The organism is Marinomonas sp. S3726 (assembly GCF_000967665.1).
GTDB lineage: Bacteria > Pseudomonadota > Gammaproteobacteria > Pseudomonadales > Marinomonadaceae > Marinomonas.
Window position 1 is genome coordinate 43,907 of record NZ_JXYC01000013.1, and the last position, 24,671, is coordinate 68,577.

Genomic DNA, 24,671 nt, shown 5'->3' on the forward strand with positions numbered 1-24,671 from the left:
CATTAGGTATTAATAGTTTAAAACAAAAAAGCTTCTGAAAAAGACATCCTTTTCAGAAGCTTCTAAAAAGAAACAGGCTAAAGCCTGTTTCTTTTAGGAGATTCTTTACTTATCAAACAGATACAAAGTAAAAATTTAATAAGTTAAATCGCTGCAAAAAAGCAATTATTTTCCGAAGAAATAACCGATTTCGCGAGCAGCAGACTCTAGAGAGTCAGAACCGTGTACAGCGTTAGCATCGATAGACGCAGCATAGTCAGCGCGTAATGTGCCAGCAGCAGCTTCAGCAGGGTTAGTAGCACCCATTAGTTCACGGTGACGAAGTACAGCGCCTTCACCTTCAAGAACAGAGATCATTACAGGACCAGAAGTCATGAAACCAACTAGGTCTTTGTAGAAAGGACGTTCTTTATGCTCAGCATAAAAACCACCAGCCAATTCGTCATCTAGTTGAACCATTTTAGCTTCAACAACTTTAAGACCAGAACGTTCGAAGCGAGAGTAAATTTCACCAACAACGTTTTTAGCAACAGCATCAGGCTTGATGATAGATAGAGTGCGTTCTACAGCCATTTTAAACTCCAAAAAATTTAATTAATTGATAGGTAATTCCTACGAATTTAGTACCTATCAGTTTCCAAAAAATGATAAGCGCGCAGATTATACGCATCTATTTATTAAAATTGTATGCAAATAATGCTTTTTTTAACAAAAGCGACAATTAATAGTGATTTTTATAAATTCCTTTAGTTTCCAGCATCAAATTTTAAGCTTGAAACATAGTTTTTTAGACAAACCCACGGCAACTCATATCAAGACACCTATACTGAAATATGGCACATCCATAAATAACAAAAGCAGAGGCTAAGACGGTGAGGTTAGATAACAGTATCCATAATTACTATGAGCATCTCGTACTTGATTATATCAATACACACTTTGCAGAAGACCACTCCGACAATTTTATTGCCGACCTGATTTGCCTTACTTTAAATCATCTTCCACCAAGATATATAAGGCACGAAGTTGATATGGCCTTCTACTTACCTCAAAGTGAAAGAATGGCAATGGAATTCCAAGTCGAAAAAGCACTCAAAAAGTCTCTTACATTCCTTGAGGGTAAATATGAGATTTAACCGTCTTTATACAAGACAGGGGCTCAAATACTGAGTCTATGAAGAGCAAAATATTAAACTCAATACATATAAAAAAATCTTAGCTATCCTGAACACTCATTAAAACTTACAGTCGTACCCTTTCATTAGACTATTTGGACAGGACGACCAACTAATGCCCGCAAGCAGTAAACCCAGTAGATGGCCAAACGATAGAATTCTCTCGAACATTAACTTTATTCTCAGTGCAAAATTCCTCTCTGATTTTGCGGCTTTCATGAATATGGTTGCCCTCAGCTCATATATTTATTACTTATCAGAAAGCCCCATTATGGTAGGCGTATTCTTAGCCTGTCGCGTCATTGGCGGTATGCTTGCTAGCCTAGTTTCTAACCGCCTTTTTCGCCTTTACCCAGGCAAAGTATCCCTTGTATGCCTAGACCTCATTCGTGCGACTTGTTTATCTCTTCTTTTAATCACACATATGGATAATCATTTAACTATCATTCCTTTTATTGGTTTCATTCTTGGCATGAGTAACAGCCTATTTAGCATAGGACTTAATAGCCAACTAGCCTCCTTTGTTGGTACCCAAAATCTAGGAAATACAAACTCATGGATAACGACACTCTCCTCCATTGGTATGGTCCTAGGAGCACTTAGCTCAGGCATTATAATAGGCGTATTCAGTTATGAGTCCGTCATTCTTTTGAATATTTTAGGTTACCTAGGTGCTGCAGCCTGTATTGCTTTAGTTATTCATTTATACCCGGAAGAAATTAAACAAGGCGAATCACTGCAATCGCTTAAACAGGATATTAGGGTATTAAAACAAACTCTATCAAAGTCCCCTATCATATCTGCCATGCTCCTAATAACTCTTGCAGATACTCTAGGCAGCGCATCTCACAATGTTGGCTTCCCTATTATTGCTAAATATTTTGACCAAAACTCAGCACCTCAAATAATGGGATACATCATAGCGATATGGGCCTTAGGCAAATTAAGTGGTGCTTTATTAAGTAAATACATTCGATTAATTCCCAAACAACAGGCTAGCGAAGATGATAAAAGGCGCATGGAGAAAAGTTTTTTCATCGCAATCATCTTAATGTCATCAGGCTTTATTTTGGCTTTTAACCAAGACTCCTTAATACCAAGCCTTATCTGTTTTTTTATTGCTGGAGCCGGTGATGGTATTTCAGAAGTATGCTTTATCACCCGAGCCCAAAATACGGAAAAAAAAATCAGATTAGCGCTTTTTAGTTCAATATCCTTTATGCAAAACACAGGGTTTGGGGTTGGTATGCTAATTAGCGCCTTTGCCTTCGAATATCTAGCACATGGTTATGTAGTAGGCCTATTCCATGGCCTTCCCATTATCATTGTCGTTATTTTATTTTTCAGAATGAGACAAAAGCCATTGTCGAACACCTCCTCTATTTAACCCTAAACAACTAATGGAACTATCGTATTTGGATATCAGGTAACAAGACTAAAGTAAGCTAGTTACCTTGGTACCAAAGCGACTCGTCATTAATTGGAGTCTTTTCGGGTAAAAAAGGATTAGCTAATTTAAAAATGCGACGCTTTTCTATCTCAGCTAAATTAAAGATTTCTTTATTGGCTGGATGATTACGGAAAATAATATCGAAGGAACCATCTTCTATTGCTCTTCTCAAGCCAAGTTCAATTCGCTCGGCGAGCGCTTGGTTATCCTTGTTAACAAAAAAATAGATAGGGGCTGGATATTGCAGAATCAATGTCTTTTCCACTTCCAGGCCTTTATCCGCATGTGCACTCACTTCCGCCCAAGGTTCATTTACACCACGGGGAAAATAATCAAACCTTTCTCTTTCTAGCATGCTAAATAAAATTGAATAGCCACTTGCTTCCACTACCGTCAGCCCATTCGCTTTTAAGATACTGGTATCAGGCCAATCAGCTCCTTGTCCTGCTGATAGAGCTTTAAGCTGAGATAGACTTTCAACTGCCGAAAAACTTGGCTGTGTGCCTTTTCTAATAATGAAAACACGATACCCAAGCAACCCCTTCAATAAAGGGATTCTAATTGGCTCAAGCAATTCCTCTCTTTCAATTGATGTCATAGTCCAAACCACATCAATATTATTTTTATTCTCAAGGTTTTTCAGAGCCCGTAATTGATTCATCTCTATATCAGCCTTATTCAACTCAAAGCGACCATAACGCTCCTCTGTTTTAGACAGAGCAAGTTTAAGAACATCAATAAAGTAGGCATTACGAACATCATTCTCATCATGAGGACGAATATGGGTAAGAGACAAAACATCAGCATGTAAAAAGGGGCAAATCAGTAAGCAGAAACAGAGTATTAGTTTTATTTTTTGCATGCTGTCATCAACCCTAAAAGCTCAAAATCTATTGCGATTAAAACTAACGTTTAAGCACTTGATCTTATATCGCGACTTGATTTCGACCATTTCGTTTCGCTCGATAAAGTGCTTCATCAGCTTTAATCATAGCAGTACCCACCCCTTCTGGGTGCAACTCACAACTTGCGACACCAATACTGGCTGTTAAGCTCAAATCTTTTTTTTCAGGGATCACCAAAGAGGTTATTTTTAAACGTAATTTTTCAGCCACTAACTTAGCTTTATGTAAGCTAGTACAGGGTAATAAGACGGCAAATTCCTCTCCACCCATTCTTGCCACTAGGTCATTTGATCTAACATTTTTAGTTAATTCACAGGCAATTTCTTTTAATACGGTGTCGCCAACATGATGCCCAAAGCTATCATTTACTTGTTTAAAATAATCAAGGTCAATAATCATCACCGACATGCTTGAGCCACTCTGAATCGCACTAACTTGCTTGGTATAAGCTTCAGACATAAAGTGTCTCCGGTTTGCAATTCCCGTTAATTCATCTGTCGAGGCTTGCGCTTTAAACTCTTTTCTTTGTTCTACTATCTGAGTTATTTCTGTTGAAAAGCCAACAAAAGAAACGAGTTTTCCCTTTTCATTTTTAACCGGAATTTTAGTAGACCAATAATATTTGTCAGTGCCAAGTTCATTCGAGAAGACTTCTTCTCCTTCTACTTTTTCTTCTGATGCTAGTATTTTGTGATCCAAAATATCAAAGTTATCAGCCAACTCAGGTGGAAGAAGTTGTTTCGTTGTTTTTCCTTTAACCTCACAGGCTTTCACTCCAAACAAATCAGCCGTTTTATCATTAATAAATAAGAACTTCCCTTCCCTATCTTTCATATAAATATAAGCATCGACATGGTTAATAATGGTCTTTAATTGTTGCTCATTATCTTTAAGGTTAATCTGCATTTGTTTTTGCTCGGTAATATCTGTAGAGATACCGTTTAAACCAATCACCTTATTGTTTTCATCAAACAGAGGTTTTTTTATCGTCCAGTAGTAGCGCACCTCACCCGTTTCCATAATGACATTACGCTCTTCCTTCTCTATGGTGACGCCATTCACCATCACATAGGTATCGTTAACTGTGATCTCATCTGAATCATCTAAAGAAAAAAACGCACTATCATCTTGACCAATAATTTCCTCTAAAGAAGAGTCAAAGAGTTCTCGTACCATTTTATTTGCATAGGTGTAGCGACCTTCACGGTCCTTCATAAAAATATAGGCACTCACATTGTCTAATGCGGTTTGATGTATCGAGAGCTCATGTGAAATTTGTTTGATTTTTTGCTTTAAAGTGTCAGTCATTAACGCTCCAAACAAGCATACAAAGAAGGTGCAAACCCAACTCATATAGCATTAAAAAAACGAGATGATGTGCACACCAATATCAAAGACATGATTTATAGCTTAGTTGAGAACAAGGCAAAGTTTTGTCACAAAGTGAAGAGAGTTGAAAGTTGAGGTAAAAACAAAACTTTTTAGAGGTGATAAGTAAAGAAGCTGTAACTAAACACGCCTCTTTGTACTAGGCTTCTTCAACAAGGGCCCTATAACAAGGGCCCTATATTAATTAGCTCTTAAGATTAGAGCGACACTCCATTCATACCCATTAGTCACCTAATTAATGAGAAGGAGATGGTTTTTTTACTAAACCAAAGTCATCTAAAATGACATACAGACTTGGCAGCAAAAAGAGAATTAAGCAGGTAGACGTAACCATACCAAAAATGATGCTAACCACCATAGGCTGCATAATTTGCGCTTGAGTACTTGTCTCAAACATTAAAGGTACTAAACCTGCTATGGTTGTTGCACTGGTGATAAACACGGCTCTAAACCTTGCCTTAGATGCATTCACGGCGGCAATATGAGCAGACACACCTGCCGCGACATTCCGTTTAATATAATCAACCAATAAGATTGAATCATTAACCACTATCCCAGCGAGGGAAACATAGCCGATCATACTTGGCATAGTCATATCATAGCCCATAAAGAAATGCCCCCAAAGAGAGCCTATCAAGGCAAGCGGTATCGCCATCATGACAATCACAGGCTCAATATAACTTCTGAACTGGAAGCTTAGAATAATAAAAATCCCAACTAATCCCATTAAGAACTTATCAACAATTGAGCCTGATGTTTCATTCCCTTCTTTATTTTCCCCCTCAAGATTAACCCTAATATTTGGATAATCCTTTTCAATCTTTTTCAGGATACCATTAGAAAGGCGTGCTAATAATACGTTGGTATTGAGTACTTGGTTATCAACATCCCCAATCACACTCAAAGTGCGTAGCCCATTTACACGGTTAATACGCGAAAAACCTCTTTCATAATTAAACTCTACCAAAGCAGATAAAGGGATCTCACTACCATCACTTAACCGAATAGGGTATTGCTCAAGCTGACTTTGCGAAAGAGTATCTTGTTTTGATAGTTTCAACTCAATTTCAAGCTGCTCAGAGCCTCGCTGAATATCATCAATTTTCACCCCGTTAAAAGCCGTACCTATTTGATTTGATAAAGTGGCAGCATTCACACCTAAAGATAAGGCACCAGGCTTAAGCTTTAACTCTAATTCTTGCTTACCTGGACGTACATCCAAGATGACGTTTGACACACCTTGATATTGGTTAATTTCAGACAGAATGCGATTCCCTGCTTCCATCATCTGCTGCATATCATTCCCTTGTAATTGGATATCGATTGCAAGACCAGCAGGACCATTGGAAGGCTCTTTTATGGATAAGGCAACGACGCCAGGTAACTCACCTATTTCTGTTTCCCATGCGGTTTCTATTTCATAAATGCTCGGCTTTCGCTTAGCGACTGTCAGAAACTCAACCTGTACCGTCGCCACATGGGCTCCTGTGATAAAAGCATCAGCATTTTTATTAAACTCAACCCTGATATGTTCTATCAACTTTTGCTCACCACTTGCAGGTAAATTCGCCTCTATTCTATTTGCTGCATCAACGACATGATTCACCACTTTCTCAGTTTGCTGCAAAGCGGTTCCTGGCGGCATGATAATCCTAGCCACAAGAATATCAGCTTCAGTATTTGGGAAAGCTTTAAAGGCTAAAGTGCCACTCACCATCAAGGACACAGAGATAAATAACATACCCACTAAGCCACCGACAAAGAGATACCTAAAACGAATTATAGCCTCAACAATCGTTACTAACTGGTTATTGCGGAAACCTTCGAAGGCATTAATAAAGCCTTCTTTAAAGCGATTAATCAGGTTCGATTTAACATCTGCTTTAGGCGTTTTATGTAATGCATGGGCAAGATGACTTGGCAATATCAAAAACGCTTCAACCAAGGAGACCGTTAATGTCAAAATTAACACGATTGGAATATCTCTTAATACTTGGCCAATGGTGCCGGAAATAAACGCCATCCCCCCAAAAATAGCCAATGTGGTTAAGAAGGAAGAAAGCACCCCAGGGAAAACCATAGAGACACCTTTAACAACACCGTCATTAATATCCTGATTAGCTGCGACTTGTGAGGCAATATTTTCTGCAATAACAATAGCATCATCCATCAAAAGGCCAATCGCAATTAGCATAGCCACCATGGAAATCATATTGACACTGATCCCTAACATAGACATCAGCCACAAGGCGCCTAAGAAAGAAACCGGTAACCCCATAGCAACCCAGAATGCATATCGCCAAGTGAAGAAAAGCCACATGACGAAAAAGGCAAGCAGTATTCCTTGCCAACCATTTTCAAGCAACATATACAGTCGATCGAGAATATTAATGGATTGATCATTAGACAAAACAAGAGAAATCCCCGCAGGTGAGACCGCCTGCTCTTTCACCACGAACTCTCTAACAGTGCTTGCAATATCTATAGCATCTTGCGACTTATTTTTATTAATTTTTAAAAGCGCAATTCGTTCGCCATCTTGCCATATTTTATCTTCATCCAACTCAAACTTATCTGTGATGGTCGCAATATCTGAAAGCAAGATTTGACCACCAGCCTCGCTAGCAGAAATAACGGTTTGGCCCAATTTATCAGCGGTTACTTGCTGCTGGTCTATTCGAATTAACAGAGCTCTATTTTCATTTTTAAGCTCACCACTTGGCGCTTCAATATTTTGGTTTGAGAGAGCGTCCGACAAATCATTAATAGACAAACCGACTTGTCTTAATAAAGGTAATGACACATCAACCTGTAATTGATGTGTCGAAAAACCCTTAATATCTATTAAAGAAATACCCGGCTCTTGTTTAAGCTTTCTTTTTACTTCTTCACTGTACTCTTTTAGCTCAGTGACGCTCATATTCTTACCATGTATGGCAAGATCAATTACTTCGTCAGTTCGGTTTGCTTCTGTAATAAAAGGGCTCTCAGCATCTTCTGGAAAGGTATTTATGCCATCAATTTCATTCTTCACCTCTGACATTAATTTACTAAAATCCCCTCCTTCAAGCATTTCAACCGTCAGGGTTGCTAAACCTTCAGTTGCTTCACAGCTAACTTCATCAATATTACTTAAACCATCAACAGCGTCTTCCATTGGAATACACAAAGCACTTTCAATACTTTCTGGTGTAGCTCCTGGATAAACCACTGTGGCTTTAATGGCATTAATACTGAAGTCAGGAAAAGTCTCGCGTTTAAGGTCAGATAAAGAATTCAATCCCAATAAAATCAATACCAACATTAAGAGGTTAGCTGCGGTTGGATGTATCGCAAAAAATCGAATCATTATTCTATTTCCTGTGTCACAGTACGAATAGGCATACCACTAACAGGTGCAATTAAGTCAGTAAGAATAACTTTATCGCCAGCCTGTACCCCTTCCATAATTGCGGCAAATTCACCTTGGACATACGCCACTTTAATTGTCTTAATTACTAGCTCATTTTTTTCATCCACTAGATATACTTTATTTCCATGAATAGCCTTAACAGGTAACACTATTTGTTCTTTAGCAGGCCCTGTTACATCCACTTGAACATACATATCTTTCACCATAAGTGGCGAATCCACAGGATTAAAGTTATCCATATCATTCTTAACTTCAACGGTGACACCAATCGTATTACTTGATGGGTCAATGCCATCACTCACACTGGTGACTTTTGCGTCCCATTGAGTATTTTTATTGCCTAACCTTGCGGTAATCACGGCATTAAAGTTAAAGCCACTAATATCACTAAAGGTAACGGGACTCTCTTTTGTGGATTGCTGAGAAATAGCTCTAATTACACCAACAAAAGCAGCGACAGGCATGTTTGCCGTCACCTCCATGACTTGCATATCATGTGCTGAAATGAGTAGCTCTTGTAAGTTCACAACTTGCTGTAGCTCTGTATTCACATCCCCAACTCGCGCATCAAATGGTAACCTAAACTCAGTCCTTTCAAGGTTGCGCTTAGCGTCAGCTAAGCTTGCTTCTGCTACCTTAATATTCGCTTCGCTTACCGCCCTGTCGGTAGGAATATTGTCTAGCTGCATCTGCAAGTCCCATACAACTTTTTCTTGAGATAGAACTGCATTTCTCTGATCCTCTAAGGAAGATTTAGAAGCAACGCCTTTCTTTTGTAAGGTTTCAATTCTTGTTAACTCTTTCTTAGTCAATGCGAGACGGCTTGTTTCAATCTCTAGGGAACGTAAATACTGCTGCTCGTTTAAATTAACGCGCTTAACTTCTATTTTTTTTGTCTGTAAGTCTGCTTGGCTTTGAGCTAAATCCAGCTCGTAGTCAACAGGATCAATCTTTAACACTAAAGTCCCTTCAGAGATAAAAGCCCCATTTTTTAAACCTGGATGTTGATAAACAACACGCCCACTAACCTCACTGATAGCATCCCAAGTAGTGACAGGTTTTGCACGCCCAAACCCGGTTACTACAGGGTCTAGTCGAGCATACTGAACCTCTTCAATCACAACCAAAGGACCTTTTTTACGAGCCTCATTTATCTCTATTTTTTCAGGTGTTTGGCTAGAAACCACTAAAATAGCCACGCCAGCCACAGCAGCTATTGGCAGCATAATTTTTGTTTGCAAAAGCTTAGATATACTCACTCACTTTTCTCCTGATCAATAAATGCGGTTTCTATAAATTGAATACTTTGCTGAATCATTTGTTCAAAGTGGTCATAGGTTAAAGGCTCCCCCTCTACCTCTTCTATTGACTCTTTCATCAAATAAGGAAGGACAGTGCTCCCCATAATATGTAAGACAAGGAAGACAGGGTTTACACTTGGTTTTAGAGGCTTAAAGTGAGGAGTCTGCATAAATTTAAGTACAAACTCTTTATCTGGGCGAATCACTAAATCAATGACCTTAGAGCGACTCCCTTCATCATTAAGAAGCAACTCTCTAAAAATTAATTTTGCAATACCAGGTTCTTTAGCAAACATTGCAGCATAAGAGCGGACAATAGGCTCAATCGGGCTTGAGACTTTACCCCAGTCTGAACTGAGGATATGGCTTTGCAGCTCTTCTGCCATGCCAATCAGCATCTGCTGATAAAGGCCATCTTTATTAATAAAGTAGTAACGAATTAGGGCAGGATTAACCCCTGCTCTTTCTGCAATTTTTCTAGTTGATACTTTGGCATAAGGGCTTTTCGCAAAAAGCTCTCTTGCAGCTTGTAACAAAGCCTTTCTGGATTGATTTTTTTCATCTCCATTTAAGCTTTTTAAAGGTCGTCCTGGTTTTCTGGTTTCGGTAGGTGCTATAAACATAGGCATATCTTTTCTGTTTATTTCAATCAATTAATTACTCAATTGCAGAATTATTAGCTTGGCAATTTTTTTTATCGACCACTTTAATTATTCAATTCTAGCCGTTTTGGTTAATAACCCCATTAAAAAGCAAAAAACAGAATTTTGATTACAGAACGAAACATAAACTTTTAAAATATAAAGCTAACAATAAAAAGGCCAAACTTTTTATGAAATTTTAATTCTGGGACATTTTTTAAAAAGTGATCAATCAGTAAGATATGCATTACTTGATAAATAAAAGACGAGAGAAAGCCTTGTCGAAATTTTGTAACTACATGTTTTTAATGAAATAAATTAAATTCAGCAAGACAGTTAACCAATATTTAGAAAAAGCCCTCTTTGCTAACTCCTATAAAAATAGAGCCTTCCATTTCACTTAATTTTTCTCGTTAGAATTAGCGCCTTTTTATTCAGTTTCAATTTAAAACAATGATTTTTAGTTGTAATTACAGAAATTGAGCCAAGCTCACATAAGAAAATGGAATTTTCTACACAATGGTAATTTTCAGGCTTTTCGATTGAAAGAAGTCGAAACTGATATCAAGAATTTTGAGTTTACTAAGGCATAAATCTAAAAAGCGAGCCGAGTGGCTCGCTTTAACAATGAACAAACTCGCTATTTTAATGAACTGTAGTAAGCCGCTAAATTAGCAATATCTGCATCGGAAAGAGGTGCTGCCATTCCCGTCATGATTGCCGCTTGACCACCCGTCCTTTGACCTGCCTTATAGGCTTTTAATGCAGCACTTATATAGCCAGCATTTTGCCCCGCTAGATTTGGATAAGTAGGAATCATTGCAATACCATTTGCACCATGACATGCCGCGCAAACAGCCGATTTTGCTTTACCCGCTGATATATCAGCGGCGTTTACAGTAAAAGGTAAACAAGCAATCGCAACTGCAGAGATCCATAAACCTAATTTCATACGATTTTCCTTACAAAGAGACTCAGTTAAAAAATAAATCACCCTTAAATACATATCATAAAAACGCTAGGACAAATTTGTCTAAAAGCAGGAAAGCTTGAGTTAGGTGTTTTTATTCAGTTTTTAGTGATTTTCGCTTCGATATACATAAAACATTAACTGCTAATAAGGTGTTTTTCCAATTCATAGCATTCGTATTATGAAAAAACATCCATACTATGAACAAAGCTCTTACAACTAAAAAGTAAGAACGAACCACTTAATCAGTCAATTTCCTCCAGCATAGAAGACCAAACAACATCTATATCACTCTATTTTCCAAGAGCACTCCCCTAAGCAAAAGCAACAAAAATTTCACATAGGTTCACCTATGCTGAGCCTCCAAGTTTTTAACTCACCTTAGACTTGGGCTATTCAGCAAGGACATGCCTAGCAGTAAACAGGGATTTTAAATCGAACACTTAATAGTCATCTTTTAGATAAGTAAGGTTTTAATGGAATCCTCAAATACATTGCTAAGGCGGTTTTACGCCCCTCTCAAACCCTTCGCTCTTTTCACTTTCGTCGCTATGCTTATTCTTTCTCTTTGCAGGATTAGCTTAAGTATTTGGCAGGAAGCAAGAATTGAATCTTTTACCGACTGGATCACTTTGTTAGGTTTTGGAGCAAGGATAGACAGTGTAACCATTGCAATGTTTATTGGTATTCCAGCTGTAATCACCTTACTCATCTCAGGTATCCCTTGGGTAAATAGAGTCTGGGATAAGGTTTGTAAGCTATGGCTTATGGCTGTACTTGTCTTCTTTATCTTTATGGAGGTTTCAACTCCAGCATTCATATTAGAATACAGTTTAAGACCCAACCGTCTCTTCATTGAATACCTAATTTACCCAAAAGAAATATTTTCAATGTTATGGTCAGGTCATAAACTGACATTATTTTTAAGCTCAATTGTGACGGCTGCTGCGGTTTATTTTTGCTACAAACTGTTTTATCGAAGTAGCACACTGACAAAAGATAATCCTAAGTGGTTTGAACGCCCGATTTTTGCTGCCTTGGTCCTTGTATTAGCGGTTGCTGTTGCAAGATCCTCACTAGAGCACAGGCCAATCAACCCAAGTTTTACCTCTTTTACAAATGACCCACTAGTAAATAGCCTCACTCTTAATTCAAGTTATTCTATGCTTTACGCAGCTAAGGGAATGAAAAATGAAGTGAGCTCTTTTGACCTTTATCCAAAAATGTCCAAGCAGGAAATTACAAATACGATTAGACAGAGTATGGGGGTAGAGCCAACAGACTTCGTATCTGAAGAATACCCAACCCTACACAAACAACTTGCCAGTAAGCGCTATAACAAACCAAAAAACCTTGTCATCATTCTAGAAGAAAGCCTTGGTGCTCAGTTTGTAAAAAGCCTAGGAGGGCTTGACCTAGCGCCTTACTATGACGCCTTAAGTAAAGATGGATGGGCATTTGAAAACCTTTACGCAACAGGTACTCGTTCGGTTAGAGGTATTGAAGCCGTTATAACAGGTTTTGTTCCTACACCGGCAAGAAGCGTTGTAAAACTGCCAAAATCACAGTCTCAGTTCTTTACCATTGCAAAGTTACTTAATCAAAAAGGTTTTGATACTAGCTTCATCTATGGTGGCAGTGCTCATTTCGATAATATGAGTAGCTTTTTTATTGGTAATGGCTTTAAGCAAATTATTGAAGAAAAACATTATGAGAACCCAATTTTTAAAGGCTCTTGGGGGGTAAGTGACGAAGACTTATTTAATAAAGCCCATCAAACCTTTACGGAAAAAGCCAAGCAAAATAAGCCTTTCTTCAGCCTAGTTTTTAGCTCTTCCAATCATGATCCTTATGAATTTCCCGATAATAAGATAGCGCTTTATGATGACACTAAAAACACACGCAACAATGCTGTTAAATACGCTGATTATGCCTTAGGTAAGTACTTTGAAAAAGCTCAAACATCCAACTACTGGGACGATACAGTTTTCCTTGTAGTAGCTGACCATGACGCTAGAGTGCATAAGGCAAATCTAGTACCTATTAATAATTTCCACATTCCTGGGCTTATTTTGGGTAAAGATATCAAACCTAAAAAAGATTCTCGTATTGCCAGTCATATCGATTTAGCCCCCACACTCTTATCTTTAATTGGTATTGACAGCACCCACCCTATGATAGGTCGTGACTTCACCAAGCTTGATGATAACTACCAAGGACGAGCTATGATGCAGTTTGCAAATAACCAAGCTTATATGAAAGGTAATGATGTGGTGGTTTTACAGCCAAATAAAGCCCCTAAAAGCTTTAAATATATTGAAGGAGAGCTTATTAAGTCAGTGCAACATAAGACAGATCTAATCAAAGAAGCAATGGCTTACCCTCTGCTTGGAAGCTGGTTTTATCAAGAAGGTAAATACGATATTTCGAATCATTAACATACAAAGGGAGCTTAGATAATAAGCTCCCTTTTTAAATTATTCCCACTAATAGGGAAGCGTCAAACCAATACTAATTGAACTCAACTCAAACGCACCATTATCTGGCATAGTTCGCCACTCTATAAACAATTTGCTGACATCAAAAAGGTTATAATCTGCGCCTATACCATAACTGACACCGGATGCCTGAGCCTTGGTATTGGAAGAAATATCATAGTCAGCATAGCCAAAAAGAGCATATAAACGAGCATCCTCAAAACTCAAGTAAGGCTTAAAATACAAGAGTTTATATAGGTCTACTCCAACAGTACGATTTGACACATCTTCATTTTCAGCATCCCCAAAGCCCATCCCAAGCCTTAAAGAAATTTCTAGAGGATTAAATAGCTCGTAATCAAATATACCTTCAAACGATATAGGAGAATAAACCTCACCAGATTCATCATAATTCCAGGTAACAAATGCCCCACCTAAATAAAAGGTATCATTTACATCAGATTCAAGTGTTTCTTCATCAGCATAAAGAAAATGAGAAAAGCTAATCATGAATAATAAAAGTATTTTCATTTCTTCCTCCTAATAAAAATGAATAAATCTTTTAATACAAAGAGGATATGAACAGCTCACCAAGCAGGTTAGAAAAGAAGGTAAGTTACTTTGAGAGACCTTTTTAGAAAAACGAAGGCATAAAAAATCAATTCATATACTCCCAAATCTAAGTATATAAACTTTTTCGGTATTAGGTATTTTTACAAAGAAAAAATTAATGGCTTAATATGAATATCAAGCCATTAATATGTGAGACTAAAGAGGAATGCTTAGCCCAAGGTTAATACTTGCTAAATCATAATCTTTACCATCTGGTAGTTGACGCCATTCAACAAATAATGAATTTTCATCAAAGGCTTTGTAACTCAAGCCAACACCATAAGCAAATCCAGACTCTGAACCACTTCCTTTAGTGACGCTGCCATCAGATAAGTCTTCTACTTCAACATCCATTTTAATACTTGCAAGACCTAGTAATGCGTAAAGCTCAAAATCATTAACCTGATATTTAGGCTTTAAGTAGGCTTCAACATGACTAGTTACAAATACTCTGCTCACTAAATTACTACTGTCTCGATAACCACTCGTGTCGTGGCCGACCCCCACACCCAAACGAACAGATGCATCAAGGCTATCGATTACTTCATAATTAAACGACGCCTCTAAAGTTGATGAGTCATAAGTCCCAACATTTTCTAAGTCATATTCCCATAAACCTATTGCTGCACCAGCAGACATTTCGTTAGCAGTTACATAAATAGGTAAAGATAGAACAAGAGGCAGAATAATTTTTTTCATTTAACATCCTTAATAAATACTCAAAACAATGAGTTAAAAAATCCGCGGCAATTGTAATATCATGTAATACCAGTAAGCAAAAAGTTTTTACAAATGTTCGAAATAACAAAGCCAGCAGTTGCTGGCTTTGTTTTTTAACTTGATTAGCTAAAATTAAATCAAACTAATGCGTCTTCAATCACCTTCGAATCTTCACTTGTTTCTTCTTTTGGTTTCAAGAAACGGGAGTATTTAAATGGCGTAATATCCATATCTAAGGGCAAACCGCGATATAAGTCATTAATTAGCTTACCCGTAATAGCTGAAGTTAAAATACCTGTTCTAAAATGACCACAAGCATTGATGTACCCTTCCACACCTTCCATTTCTCCTAAAATAGGAAACTCATCAGGTGTACCAGGCCTTAACCCAGCCCAACAGCGTTTAATATTCAGATCATTCAGCATAGGGATACACTTCACCGCACCATTTACTAACTCTTTAAGCTCTGGCAGGGTATTAGTAGTATCAAAGCCCTTTTCTTCCGTGGTACTTCCTATCAAGACTTCACCATTATCCTTTTGCGCTATATAACAGTCTGTTGTAGAAACACAGCCCTTAAGAATTTTTGGCAAACGCTCAGATAGGATAATTTGGCCCTTAACTGGATAGACAGGTAACTCAATTCCCGTTGCCATTTTACTCAATTGAGCCGCCCAGCTGCCTGCAGCATTAATTAAGGTATCACAAGCAATAAAACCAACATCAGTTTCAACACCAATCACCTTATTGCCACGTTTTTCTATCGAAAGCACCTCAGTTTCTAAAAAGAGCTCAACACCATTTTGACGAGCGGCTTCTAGATAAGCTTCATTTAAACGATAAGGATTAACCTGATGATCACATTTAAACTCTAATGCACCAATAGACTTTTTATTAATGTATGGTTCATCTTCAGCAAGTTCTTCTGCGCTTAGCCAACTCACTTGGTCTATTAAACCAGGAATATGATCTACAATAGAATCGGCGTACATCTTATCGTATTCATCGTACATGACATATTTCAAGCCCGTTTTTTCAAACTTAAAATCAACGCCATGTTTGTCTTTTAATTCTTGCCATAAAGCTGGGTACATAGCATTACTTTTTAACGCAAACTCAAAAAAGTAATCAGGTAAAACATGTGGCCTCATTGGCGGTAAGTCTTCACCGGTTGCGTCTGCTTGCTGCATCGTCATGCGATTAAAGAAAATAACACCACAACCTAAACCAACAGATTCACCAATTGCCCACAAACCACCAGCAGAAGCTCGAGAAGCATTACCTGGTTTTTTAAGGTCGACCAATGCAATTTTTAAGTCTTTTTCTTTACTCAAAAAATAAGCACAAGCAGCGCCAATTACACCACCACCCGCGATCACTATGTCATATTTTTTATTTGTCTTAGTACTCATAATTGCACTCCATCAGATAAGGCAGAAAAAGGAATAGGATCAAGTGGAAAACGAGGCTTAATATGTCCGACATCTGGATTTTTTAACTCATGTCCTAATCTATCCTGACAATAGCTATTACAGGTTTTGCCTTGGCAGTCTCCCATACCTGCTCGCGTCCTCATTTTTAAAGATGTGATATCTTTCACACCTTGTTCAATCACGTCATCAATATCCGATCGAGTGACATTCTCACAACGACACACTATGGTATTTGGTTTCAATAAAGATAAAAGACCTTCTCGACGACGTCCGATTCGATCAAAACCAGCTCTGAAACTTTTCACTTTTTGCAATAATGTAAAATAGTCATCTGCTTTACTATTTGCTTGCTCCGATGTTACTTTTTGACGAGTTTGTGCAATAGATAAGGCAGCGATACGCCCTTCTACCATGGCTCCTTCCCCTCCTAAAATGCCAACACTGTCCCCTGCAATATAGATATTTTCCTGACTAGATTTTTGCCAAGTATCTATCTTAGGTTTAAGGCCACTAATAGGACAAATATCATGCTCTAACTGGAACAACTGGCTGAGCTGATTACGTGATACAAATCCATAGCCCACAGCAAGGCAGTCTAGCTCTATACTTGTTCCTGTTCCTTCAATGGGGTACCAATCATCTGTGTATTTCGCAAAATGCGCTTTTTTGAGGTTACCTTCTCCCGAAACAGATACAATCCCTTGGCCATAATGCATTGGAATGGCATTTGCCTTTAGGTAACTCAGCATGCCCATCCCTTCTAAGGCAAGAACAGGGCGATTAAGTAAAGCTCGGCTCTCCTTAGCAAAATCACTAAACTTACCCGCTTCGTATACACCCAATACTTCAACGCCTGCTTTGAATAGCTGGCAAGCGACAAGAGGCAACAAAGGACCCGTACCCACAACCGCCATTTTTTGCCCCGGCTTTACTAACCCTGACTTAAGCTGAAGCTGAACACCTCCGAGAAGCATGACACCCGGCATTTGCCAACCATCAAAAGGAACACTACGTTCATGACACCCAGTAGCAATAATGAGCTCTTCATAGCTAAGTTCACTCACCTCTTCCTTATGACGAACTAATAAGCTAGATTTCCCAGCTGGCCCTAATACTCGTGTATTTAGCCTTAATTCAATAAAGGCTTGATGCTCATGGTATTGCTGTCTGATATTTGAAATTTTTTTGCGTAGCTTAGAATCTAAATGGGGTAGTTCAATCGCTTCTCGATAAGGCCCTCGAAAAACAGCGCCACCGATTTTCGGTGCTTCATCCAATACAATAGAATGAATACCCGCTTGTGCTAATTCAACAGCAGCGGAGATGCCTGCTGTGCCAGCTCCAACAATAACGACAGGTGATGTATGAGTCATTTAGAAGCCCTCTTCTAAACGGTTTGTTTGAGTATTAATACGCATACCTGGTTCAATCAAGGTTTGACAGGCTTTCATCTTATGCTTGCCGTTTACCTGAACATTGCAGCAATGACAGATTCCCATACCACAATAAGCACCAGTAATTTTTGCATGGTCATTTTGAGCTATTTCATTCTTACCTACGGCAAAAAGTACACTTAAAATATTTTCCCCAAGCACTGCATCCACCCTCTGATCATCTATCCAAACTTGGGTAAACTGACCACTTGGCGGCACAATATCTTGCTTCCTATCAAGCTTTTTGTTGTGTTCCATTAACTCTACATATTGATCCATCTCTAGTCCTTTAATTTAATATTTTTATAAATATCAGTTACTTAGAAAAATATAAAACACGATTAGTTCTATATTTGATAAATTTAGGGCGCAGTTACCCCTACATTTATTTTGAAAATGCATACTTTATTTAAGTGATTAGGTACTAAAAAGAAAAAGGAGGATAAATAACGGCCGAGCGTATTAGCCAAGCTCTAGCAAAAAACAAAAAGCCATTAATAAAAAAATAGAAGCAAACTCAAACATCACAATAAACGCAAACACAATGCACCTTATTAATTAGCCAGCCTTAGAATCCAACCGAATTATAAAAATAAACAAAAGCTCCTGTATTGCCTTTTCGGATAAGGCTCAATTTGTAGGACTCAGCAGTTCATATCTTTAGGCTTTCAAAAAATGATTCTGTAACCCTGAACCCAACTTCAAAAACACTCATACCTAACTTGGAAATGACGATAAGCTGTGCCAGATAATATGGCTATTACTCAAGATTACAGGCAAAAGAGATATTGATATTTCTCATACAAATAAAGCGGTGTTCTGATAAAAAGTTTTATAAAAAATTCTGCCCTATGCATCCAAAACGCCACAGCAAACGTTTCTCTCTGGGACGACATAAATAAAAATGGAAAATCATATGAAAACTCTCGTTAAAACTGTTTGCGTTATTGGCCTAGCCCACTCTCTTATTGCTTGTGCTGCAAGCTCTGATTCTTACTACTCAAGTAGCAAAAGTAGCGAAAGCAAAATGGAAACACACCTTACTGATGCAAATGGCATGAGTCTTTATACATTTGATAAAGACACAACCAATACGTCAAACTGCAATGGTACATGTGCAACCCTTTGGCCACCACTCTTGGCAAAAGAGGGAGAGGAAAAACCTGCAAGCTATACACGCATCACTCGTAATGATGGAAGTTTACAATGGGCCCTCAACGGCAAGCCGCTTTATACTTGGGTTAGAGATACTAAACCTGGTGATATCACAGGCGATGGTGTTAAAGGCGTTTGGCACCTTGCAAAGAAACCTTAAAACCTTCAATGTCAGCATTAGCTCGGCTTTTAGGCCGAGCCTTACAAGGAAACTATTTTGAGTTTTGATGCCATAACGAATAAGACACAGGACAAAAGTTTTAAACATAAAGTTGAAATCTTGCTGGCACAGGTTTGCTTAAAAGACCAAACGGCATTTGAAAGTCTTTACCAAGGGACCAGCCCAAAGCTATATGGCTTAATACTGAAGATGATTCAAGATAAAGACATTGCTGCTGATATCTTGCAAGAAAGCTTTAATAAGATATGGCACCAAGCCTCCTCGTACCGTAGTGATTTAGGTGAAAACTGGGCTTGGGCTTGGATGTGTCAAATTACTCGAAATACAGCACTAGATCACATAAGAAAAGCAAATCGTCACCCTGAATCTCCTCTAGAAGAAACTGATATAAACCAGATTACAGATGAAGGCATGGCAATAGCAGAACAAAGAGATCTCAATTACTGCCTAAACCAACTAAAGCAAGAGCCGAGACGAGTGATTGTATTGGCCTATGTTCATGGTTTTTCCCATTCAGAGTTAGCAGACAAGCTAAGCACCCCAATCGGCACCCTAAAGTCTTGGATAAGACGAGGACTAAAGGAGCTAGAATTATGTCTCAAAAATTAAATTTAGCCCTTCGCTATCAAAACCCTAAAGTACGCTCTCACCTTGCCAGCCAATTCGTCTTAGGCACCTTATCTCCTAAGGTAAAGCAAAGAGTTATCCACCTAATGAAGATTGATAAGGAACTAGAGCAAGCTATTTATCAGTGGCAAAGTCGGCTAGAGCCAATTAACACCAGCATAGATGAAGTCATTCCACCAAAAAAAGTATGGACAAAACTAAGTCGCGAGCTCAATTTTACCAAACAAACGAAACCCTCTTGGTGGCAATCTCTATTCTTATGGCGAGGAGTGAGTGCTATAAGTTTCGCTCTCATGCTCAGTCTATTTATCGGTAAACTTGGATTAGAGCACACCAACACGCCACCAAGTTTAGCCTTACAAGGGCCAAGTTATTTAGCGGTTTTAACATCCACAGAGGAATCAAATAAAACACTCCCTGAACTGATTGTTAGTGCCTATAAAAGCCCAGAAGCAGGCCAATCTGAATTGCATATTCAGTGGAATAAAAATACGGATAATCAGCAGAATTTCAAACTGGAAAGCGATCAAAGCCTCACGCTTTGGACCATAGATAAAAGCACTGGAGAGCAAGTCTCTTTAGGGCCTCTTGTCAGCACAAACAACAAACAAAAATTAAGTGTTGCTCAATGGCAGCTAATAAAGAACAGCAAGGAACTTTGGTTAACGAAAGGGAATAAAGAAACTGATCCAGTTCTCTTTAAAGGCGAATGTTTGCAACTGTCCAGTTGGAAAACCAGTTAATCAGGCATAAAAAAACGGGGCTTATTACCCCGTTTTTTTATGCCTATACTTGGTAGATAAAAGTAAAGGATTAGCTCTTAAGACTGCTGATTACCTTTGTAATCGTTTCGATCGTAAAATCGATATCATCTTCCGTCGTAAAACGACCCACCGAAATACGTAAAGAAGCATGGGCTAATTGATCAGGTAAACCTATGGCTCTTAGTACATAAGAAGGTTCCAAGCTTGCAGATGTACAAGCAGAACCAGAAGAAACAGCAATATCCCCAAGAGACATCAACAAGACTTCACCATCAACATCGGCAAAGCCCACATTAAGCACCCCAGCAACTCTTTGCTCAGGATGACCATTTAAGTGCACACCACCTAAGTCTTTAATGCCACTCCATAACTTATCTCTAAGAGCAGTAATACGCTCTTTATCAGCTTGCATATCTTGGTTAGCCAATTCAAACGCTTCACCCATACCCACAATTTGATGAGTAGCAAGCGTACCAGATCGCATACCGCGCTCATGGCCGCCACCATGCATTTGCGCTTCAATTTTTACCTTTGGAGAGCGGCGTACATATAAAGCACCTATGCCTTTAGGACCATAAGTTTTATGGGCAGTTAAAGACATGAGATCTACCTTCATGGCATTAACGTCTATTTCAAGTTTACCTGTTGCTTGAGCGGCATCAACATGTAAATAAGTGCCGTTCGCGCGCGTTAACTCACCAATTTTAGCAATATCAGTCACTATACCGATTTCATTATTTGCCATAAGCAAAGAAACTAAAATAGTGTCTTCACGTAATGCCGCTTGAACCATTTCAGGCTGAATAACACCTTGCTCATCTGGCTTTAAATAAGTGACTTCAAAACCTTCAAGCTCAAGCTGCTTACAAGGATCTAAAACAGCCTTATGCTCAATCATGGAGGTAATAATATGCTTACCTTTCTTTCCATATTGATGAGCTATTCCTTTTAATGCCAAATTATTTGCTTCCGTTGCTCCCGAAGTCCAAACAATCTCTCTCGCATCAGCTTTGATCAAATCCGCTACCTGTTGTCTTGCATCTTCAACAGCTTCTTCTGCACGCCAGCCAAACATGTGTGAACGAGATGCAGGATTACCAAAATTACCTTCTAAAGAAAGGCATTGCATCATTTTCTCAGCCACTCTTGGGTCAACCGGTGTAGTTGCTGAATAATCAAGATAAACAGGGGAACGCATTTTCTTCTCCATAAAAGTAAGTGTTAACTTACTTTAGATCATATATTCTATAAGCTTTATTAAACTAGCAGACCTAAAGTGCTGCTTTTGCCATTGCCTGAATTCTAGCGACGATAGATTTAAGACCATTACCTCTAGTCGGACTTAAGTGACGCTCAAGATCTAGCTCAGCAAAATAGGCATCAATATCAAATGCATCAATATCTGTTGCCGTTTTATTATCATAAGCAGCCATCACCAAAGCTAAAAGCCCACGCACAATAATGGCATCACTATCAACAACGAATGTCATCCGTTCGCCGTCTTGACCTGGCTCAATCCAAACACTGCTTTGGCAGCCTTTAACTAAGCGCAACTCAGTTTTTAGCGCTTCATCCATAGCAGGTAAAGATTTACCTAAATCTATGATGTATTTATATCTGTCTTCCCAGTCGTCGAAAAATTCTAAATCTTCAATAATTTCAGTTGTGCTTGGTAATGACATATAAATAAAAATCTCTTTCAATAAGAAGGGGAATTGACCAGTTCTTTAATTGTGGCCATAAAAACTTCGGTCTAAAACAAAACAACCCTAGCTGGAATATCAACTAGGGTCGCTATTGTATGAGAAACACTGCTGAGGGTGAACCTCTTGAATCAGATTAAAGTCAGTTAAAAGAAAAGCCCTGCTTCTAACTGCGCTTCTTCACTCATCATTTCACGAGACCAAGGTGGATCAAACACCAGCTCGACCTTAACTGTTTCTACATTAGGAACCATAGCAACGCGATAATCCACATCACTGACTAACACAGGGCCCATACCACAACCAGGTGCGGTCAATGTCATATCAATACGAACATTCTTACCAGCTTGGTCTACTTCAACTTTATAAATGAGCCCAAGAGAGACTAAGCTAATCGGTATTTCTGGATCAAAAATACTGTCTAATGCCTGCCAAACTTGCTCTTCAACTATTTCACCTGTGCCAGAATCAGTAAATTCTAGTACTTCAGGCTCTTGTCCTATGGCATCAGCATCTGTGCCATCAATACGCAACATATTACCTTGAAAGGTAACTGTGTAATTCCCACCTAAACTTTGATTTATGGTCAGAAACTGGCCTTCTTCAATAATAGTAGGCTCGCCACTAGGCACTCTTCGTGCTGGACATTGCCTTTGGGTTACGACCATTTTTTGCATTAAATCAATTCTCTTTAAAGGCTCAATTCATTTGAGCTGAGGGCGAGTTAAACGACGCCCTGATCAGTTACACTAAAGCTCTCGCCACAACCACACTCAGACACAACATTTGGATTGTTAAACTTCACAACTTCATTAAGCCCTTCTTGAGCAACATCAATTTCAGTGCCAGCAACTAAACCTAATGCTTCACCTGAAACGGCAATGGTTAACTCGTCAAACTGAAAAACTTTATCATCTGCTTCTGGGCTATCAGCTAAATCTAGAACATAAGCAAAGCCGGTACAGCCGCTTACTTTAGTTGTCAGACGAATTAGCTTGCCTGCTTGGTTCTGCATTTTTTTAGCAAAATACGCTTTGGCCACATCACTTAGACTAATGGCCTGTGCTGGATTAAAACTAGAAACAGTCATATAACACTCCTAAGCCAACATAGTTTTGACTTTGCGTAGGGCTTCAAATAAAGCATCTACTTCTTCTAATGTATTGTAAACCGCAAATGAGGCTCTCGCTGTACCTGGTACTTGGAATCTGTCCATCAAAGGCTGAGCACAATGATCACCTGTACGTATCGCAATACCTTGTCTATCTAACAAGAAACCAATATCAGCAGGGTGACCCGAGTCCATCACAAAGCTGATCGCACCGACTTTATGATTTGCATTACCAATAATGCGAAGACCATCAAATGCCATAGCTTGTTCTGTTGCACTCAACATAAGTGCTTTTTCATGGGCTTGAACTGCAGCCTGGTCTAGCTCGCTGTACCACTTAATTGCTGCGCCCATTGCAATCGCATCACCCACATTTGGTGTGCCTGCCTCTAAACGATAAGGCAAGACATTCCAGCTCGACTCTGTATAACTTACGCGTGAGATCATCTCACCGCCCGTTTGCCATACAGGCCAATCAGCAAGAACATCTTCACGCCCCCAAAGAATACCAACCCCCATAGGGCCGTATATTTTGTGAGCTGAGAAAGCATAAAAGTCACAGCCAATGTCCTGCACATCTATGTCGCCATGAGCAGCGCCTTGGGCGCCATCAACCAATACCCAAGCGCCTACTTCTTTGGCTTTTTGTGTTAAACGCTTAATCGGATTAACACTGCCTAGGGCATTAGATACGTGTGGAAATGCCACCATCTTAGTATTTTCATTTAACAGGGCATCAAAAGCGTCAAGGTCTAACTCACCTAAGTCTGAAATAGGTGCAACATGTAAACTCGCGCCAGCTTGTAAACAAGCTTGCTGCCAAGTTACCAAGTTTGCGTGATGTTCCATTGCAGTTACCACAACTTCATCACCTGCTTTTAAAAGCTTAGTTAAACCATGCGCCACTATGTTAATAGACTCAGTCGTACCACTGGTCCAAATCACTTCGTGACGTGCTTTTGCATTCAAAAATTGAGCAATGATGTCACGGGCATTTTCAAAGCGACGTGTCGCTTCATCCGCCAATTGGTGCGCGCCACGGTGAACGTTGGCATTACATTGAGTGTAATAATCAACTATCGCATCAATGACACACTGCGGCTTTTGGGTTGTTGCCGCGTTATCTAAATAGATAAGAGGTTTACCATCAATCTTACGATCTAAGATAGGAAACTCTTTGCGTATTGCCGTTACATCAAAACTCATTTTAAT

At 38.9% G+C, this 24,671-nt stretch carries 23 protein-coding genes; 6 read left to right on the forward strand and 17 right to left on the reverse strand.

The annotated features are described in order from the left end of the window. Positions 1–165 precede the first annotated feature (165 nt). A complete protein-coding gene (gene ndk, locus TW85_RS12625) occupies positions 166–573 on the reverse strand; it encodes a nucleoside-diphosphate kinase (RefSeq protein WP_009832329.1) in 408 nt (135 codons plus the stop codon). Positions 574–872: 299 nt separating this feature from the next. Between ndk and TW85_RS12630 the strand changes: the two genes are divergently transcribed. Together TW85_RS12630 and TW85_RS12635 are read left to right on the forward strand one after the other, a co-directional pair. Continuing rightward, on the forward strand, positions 873–1,136 hold the full coding sequence (locus TW85_RS12630; RefSeq protein WP_046017495.1) for a late competence development ComFB family protein: 264 nt from the start codon (positions 873–875) through the stop codon (positions 1,134–1,136). Positions 1,137–1,290: 154 nt separating this feature from the next. Beyond that, on the forward strand, positions 1,291–2,562 hold the full coding sequence (locus TW85_RS12635; protein WP_084616283.1) for an MFS transporter: 1,272 nt from the start codon (positions 1,291–1,293) through the stop codon (positions 2,560–2,562). Between the two features lie 58 nt (positions 2,563–2,620). On the opposite strand, the gene TW85_RS12640 is transcribed toward TW85_RS12635, so the two are convergent. The 6 genes from TW85_RS12640 to TW85_RS12665 form a co-directional block, all read right to left on the reverse strand. Then, complete coding sequence (locus TW85_RS12640) at positions 2,621–3,487, reverse strand: hypothetical protein (RefSeq protein ID WP_046017496.1); 867 nt, start codon at positions 3,485–3,487, stop codon at positions 2,621–2,623. A 64-nt stretch (positions 3,488–3,551) separates the two neighbouring features. Then, complete coding sequence (locus tag TW85_RS12645) at positions 3,552–4,838, reverse strand: diguanylate cyclase (RefSeq protein WP_052702140.1); 1,287 nt, start codon at positions 4,836–4,838, stop codon at positions 3,552–3,554. A gap of 316 nt (positions 4,839–5,154) precedes the next feature. Continuing rightward, complete coding sequence (locus TW85_RS12650; protein ID WP_046017497.1) at positions 5,155–8,268, reverse strand: efflux RND transporter permease subunit; 3,114 nt, start codon at positions 8,266–8,268, stop codon at positions 5,155–5,157. After that, positions 8,268–9,590 (reverse strand): hypothetical protein, encoded by a 1,323-nt coding sequence (locus tag TW85_RS12655; RefSeq protein ID WP_046017498.1) that lies wholly within the window; start codon positions 9,588–9,590, stop codon positions 8,268–8,270. Before TW85_RS12655 ends, TW85_RS12650 begins: the two co-directional genes overlap by 1 nt. After that, positions 9,587–10,255, reverse strand: a complete 669-nt coding sequence (locus TW85_RS12660; protein ID WP_046017499.1) for a TetR/AcrR family transcriptional regulator — start codon at positions 10,253–10,255, stop codon at positions 9,587–9,589. The genes TW85_RS12655 and TW85_RS12660 overlap by 4 nt, the downstream gene beginning before the upstream one ends. 658 nt (positions 10,256–10,913) lie before the next feature. Further along, complete coding sequence (locus tag TW85_RS12665) at positions 10,914–11,225, reverse strand: cytochrome c (protein WP_046017500.1); 312 nt, start codon at positions 11,223–11,225, stop codon at positions 10,914–10,916. 494 nt (positions 11,226–11,719) lie between these two features. On the opposite strand from TW85_RS12665, the gene TW85_RS12670 reads away from it, so the two are divergent. Continuing rightward, positions 11,720–13,681 carry an LTA synthase family protein gene (locus tag TW85_RS12670; protein WP_052702141.1) on the forward strand — a complete coding sequence of 654 codons (1,962 nt, stop codon included), beginning with the start codon at positions 11,720–11,722 and terminating at the stop codon, positions 13,679–13,681. A gap of 48 nt (positions 13,682–13,729) precedes the next feature. Here the strand turns inward: TW85_RS12670 and TW85_RS12675 are convergent, their stop codons facing one another. The 5 genes from TW85_RS12675 to TW85_RS12695 all read right to left on the reverse strand — a co-directional run bounded on the left by TW85_RS12675 (position 13,730) and on the right by TW85_RS12695 (position 18,197). After that, the gene (locus TW85_RS12675) at positions 13,730–14,251 is read right to left on the reverse strand and encodes an outer membrane beta-barrel protein (protein ID WP_046017501.1); all 522 of its coding nucleotides are present in this window, start codon (positions 14,249–14,251) and stop codon (positions 13,730–13,732) included. Between the two features lie 237 nt (positions 14,252–14,488). Further along, the gene (locus TW85_RS12680) at positions 14,489–15,031 is read right to left on the reverse strand and encodes an outer membrane beta-barrel protein (RefSeq protein ID WP_046017502.1); all 543 of its coding nucleotides are present in this window, start codon (positions 15,029–15,031) and stop codon (positions 14,489–14,491) included. Between the two features lie 158 nt (positions 15,032–15,189). Continuing rightward, positions 15,190–16,464 (reverse strand): FAD-dependent oxidoreductase, encoded by a 1,275-nt coding sequence (locus TW85_RS12685; protein ID WP_046017503.1) that lies wholly within the window; start codon positions 16,462–16,464, stop codon positions 15,190–15,192. Next, entirely contained in the window at positions 16,461–17,858 is a 1,398-nt protein-coding gene (locus TW85_RS12690) for an NAD(P)/FAD-dependent oxidoreductase (protein ID WP_046017504.1), read from the reverse strand. The genes TW85_RS12685 and TW85_RS12690 overlap by 4 nt, the downstream gene beginning before the upstream one ends. Continuing rightward, positions 17,859–18,197 carry a 2Fe-2S iron-sulfur cluster-binding protein gene (locus TW85_RS12695; RefSeq protein ID WP_052702143.1) on the reverse strand — a complete coding sequence of 113 codons (339 nt, stop codon included), beginning with the start codon at positions 18,195–18,197 and terminating at the stop codon, positions 17,859–17,861. Positions 18,198–18,834: 637 nt separating this feature from the next. Here TW85_RS12695 and TW85_RS12700 point away from each other — a divergent pair. Genes TW85_RS12700 through TW85_RS12710 form a run of 3 tightly spaced genes read left to right on the forward strand, consistent with a single transcriptional unit; the run spans position 18,835 to position 20,624 of the window. Beyond that, positions 18,835–19,233: a hypothetical protein gene (locus tag TW85_RS12700; RefSeq protein WP_046017505.1), complete on the forward strand. Its 399-nt coding sequence runs from the start codon at positions 18,835–18,837 to the stop codon at positions 19,231–19,233. Positions 19,234–19,290: 57 nt separating this feature from the next. Beyond that, complete coding sequence (locus TW85_RS12705) at positions 19,291–19,863, forward strand: sigma-70 family RNA polymerase sigma factor (RefSeq protein ID WP_046017506.1); 573 nt, start codon at positions 19,291–19,293, stop codon at positions 19,861–19,863. Continuing rightward, positions 19,848–20,624: a hypothetical protein gene (locus TW85_RS12710; protein ID WP_046017507.1), complete on the forward strand. Its 777-nt coding sequence runs from the start codon at positions 19,848–19,850 to the stop codon at positions 20,622–20,624. Before TW85_RS12705 ends, TW85_RS12710 begins: the two co-directional genes overlap by 16 nt. A 70-nt stretch (positions 20,625–20,694) precedes the next feature. On the opposite strand, the gene TW85_RS12715 is transcribed toward TW85_RS12710, so the two are convergent. The 5 genes from TW85_RS12715 to TW85_RS12735 all read right to left on the reverse strand — a co-directional run bounded on the left by TW85_RS12715 (position 20,695) and on the right by TW85_RS12735 (position 24,665). Then, entirely contained in the window at positions 20,695–21,843 is a 1,149-nt protein-coding gene (locus TW85_RS12715) for an IscS subfamily cysteine desulfurase (RefSeq protein WP_046017508.1), read from the reverse strand. Between the two features lie 73 nt (positions 21,844–21,916). Then, the gene (locus TW85_RS12720) at positions 21,917–22,327 is read right to left on the reverse strand and encodes a SufE family protein (protein WP_046017509.1); all 411 of its coding nucleotides are present in this window, start codon (positions 22,325–22,327) and stop codon (positions 21,917–21,919) included. Positions 22,328–22,494: 167 nt separating this feature from the next. Then, the gene (sufT, locus tag TW85_RS12725) at positions 22,495–23,025 is read right to left on the reverse strand and encodes a putative Fe-S cluster assembly protein SufT (protein WP_046017510.1); all 531 of its coding nucleotides are present in this window, start codon (positions 23,023–23,025) and stop codon (positions 22,495–22,497) included. Positions 23,026–23,072: 47 nt separating this feature from the next. Next, a complete protein-coding gene (locus TW85_RS12730) occupies positions 23,073–23,438 on the reverse strand; it encodes an iron-sulfur cluster assembly accessory protein (protein ID WP_046017511.1) in 366 nt (121 codons plus the stop codon). 9 nt (positions 23,439–23,447) lie between these two features. Next, on the reverse strand, positions 23,448–24,665 hold the full coding sequence (locus tag TW85_RS12735) for a SufS family cysteine desulfurase (RefSeq protein WP_046017512.1): 1,218 nt from the start codon (positions 24,663–24,665) through the stop codon (positions 23,448–23,450). Positions 24,666–24,671: the final 6 nt, after the last annotated feature.

Excerpts from the sequence above, each read along its gene's own strand:
- ndk (WP_009832329.1), bottom strand. The coding sequence starts at position 573 with ATGGCTGTAGAACGCACTCTATCTATCATCAAGCCTGATGCTGTTGCT.
- TW85_RS12635 (WP_084616283.1), top strand. The coding sequence starts at position 1,291 with ATGCCCGCAAGCAGTAAACCCAGTAGATGGCCAAACGATAGAATTCTC.
- TW85_RS12640 (WP_046017496.1), bottom strand. The coding sequence starts at position 3,487 with ATGCAAAAAATAAAACTAATACTCTGTTTCTGCTTACTGATTTGCCCC.
- TW85_RS12645 (WP_052702140.1), bottom strand. The coding sequence starts at position 4,838 with ATGACTGACACTTTAAAGCAAAAAATCAAACAAATTTCACATGAGCTC.
- TW85_RS12650 (WP_046017497.1), bottom strand. The coding sequence starts at position 8,268 with ATGATTCGATTTTTTGCGATACATCCAACCGCAGCTAACCTCTTAATG.
- TW85_RS12660 (WP_046017499.1), bottom strand. The coding sequence starts at position 10,255 with ATGTTTATAGCACCTACCGAAACCAGAAAACCAGGACGACCTTTAAAA.
- TW85_RS12665 (WP_046017500.1), bottom strand. The coding sequence starts at position 11,225 with ATGAAATTAGGTTTATGGATCTCTGCAGTTGCGATTGCTTGTTTACCT.
- TW85_RS12670 (WP_052702141.1), top strand. The coding sequence starts at position 11,720 with ATGGAATCCTCAAATACATTGCTAAGGCGGTTTTACGCCCCTCTCAAA.
- TW85_RS12675 (WP_046017501.1), bottom strand. The coding sequence starts at position 14,251 with ATGAAAATACTTTTATTATTCATGATTAGCTTTTCTCATTTTCTTTAT.
- TW85_RS12680 (WP_046017502.1), bottom strand. The coding sequence starts at position 15,031 with ATGAAAAAAATTATTCTGCCTCTTGTTCTATCTTTACCTATTTATGTA.
- TW85_RS12685 (WP_046017503.1), bottom strand. The coding sequence starts at position 16,464 with ATGAGTACTAAGACAAATAAAAAATATGACATAGTGATCGCGGGTGGT.
- TW85_RS12690 (WP_046017504.1), bottom strand. The coding sequence starts at position 17,858 with ATGACTCATACATCACCTGTCGTTATTGTTGGAGCTGGCACAGCAGGC.
- TW85_RS12695 (WP_052702143.1), bottom strand. The coding sequence starts at position 18,197 with ATGGATCAATATGTAGAGTTAATGGAACACAACAAAAAGCTTGATAGG.
- TW85_RS12700 (WP_046017505.1), top strand. The coding sequence starts at position 18,835 with ATGAAAACTCTCGTTAAAACTGTTTGCGTTATTGGCCTAGCCCACTCT.
- TW85_RS12710 (WP_046017507.1), top strand. The coding sequence starts at position 19,848 with ATGTCTCAAAAATTAAATTTAGCCCTTCGCTATCAAAACCCTAAAGTA.
- TW85_RS12715 (WP_046017508.1), bottom strand. The coding sequence starts at position 21,843 with ATGCGTTCCCCTGTTTATCTTGATTATTCAGCAACTACACCGGTTGAC.
- TW85_RS12720 (WP_046017509.1), bottom strand. The coding sequence starts at position 22,327 with ATGTCATTACCAAGCACAACTGAAATTATTGAAGATTTAGAATTTTTC.
- sufT (WP_046017510.1), bottom strand. The coding sequence starts at position 23,025 with ATGCAAAAAATGGTCGTAACCCAAAGGCAATGTCCAGCACGAAGAGTG.
- TW85_RS12730 (WP_046017511.1), bottom strand. The coding sequence starts at position 23,438 with ATGACTGTTTCTAGTTTTAATCCAGCACAGGCCATTAGTCTAAGTGAT.
- TW85_RS12735 (WP_046017512.1), bottom strand. The coding sequence starts at position 24,665 with ATGAGTTTTGATGTAACGGCAATACGCAAAGAGTTTCCTATCTTAGAT.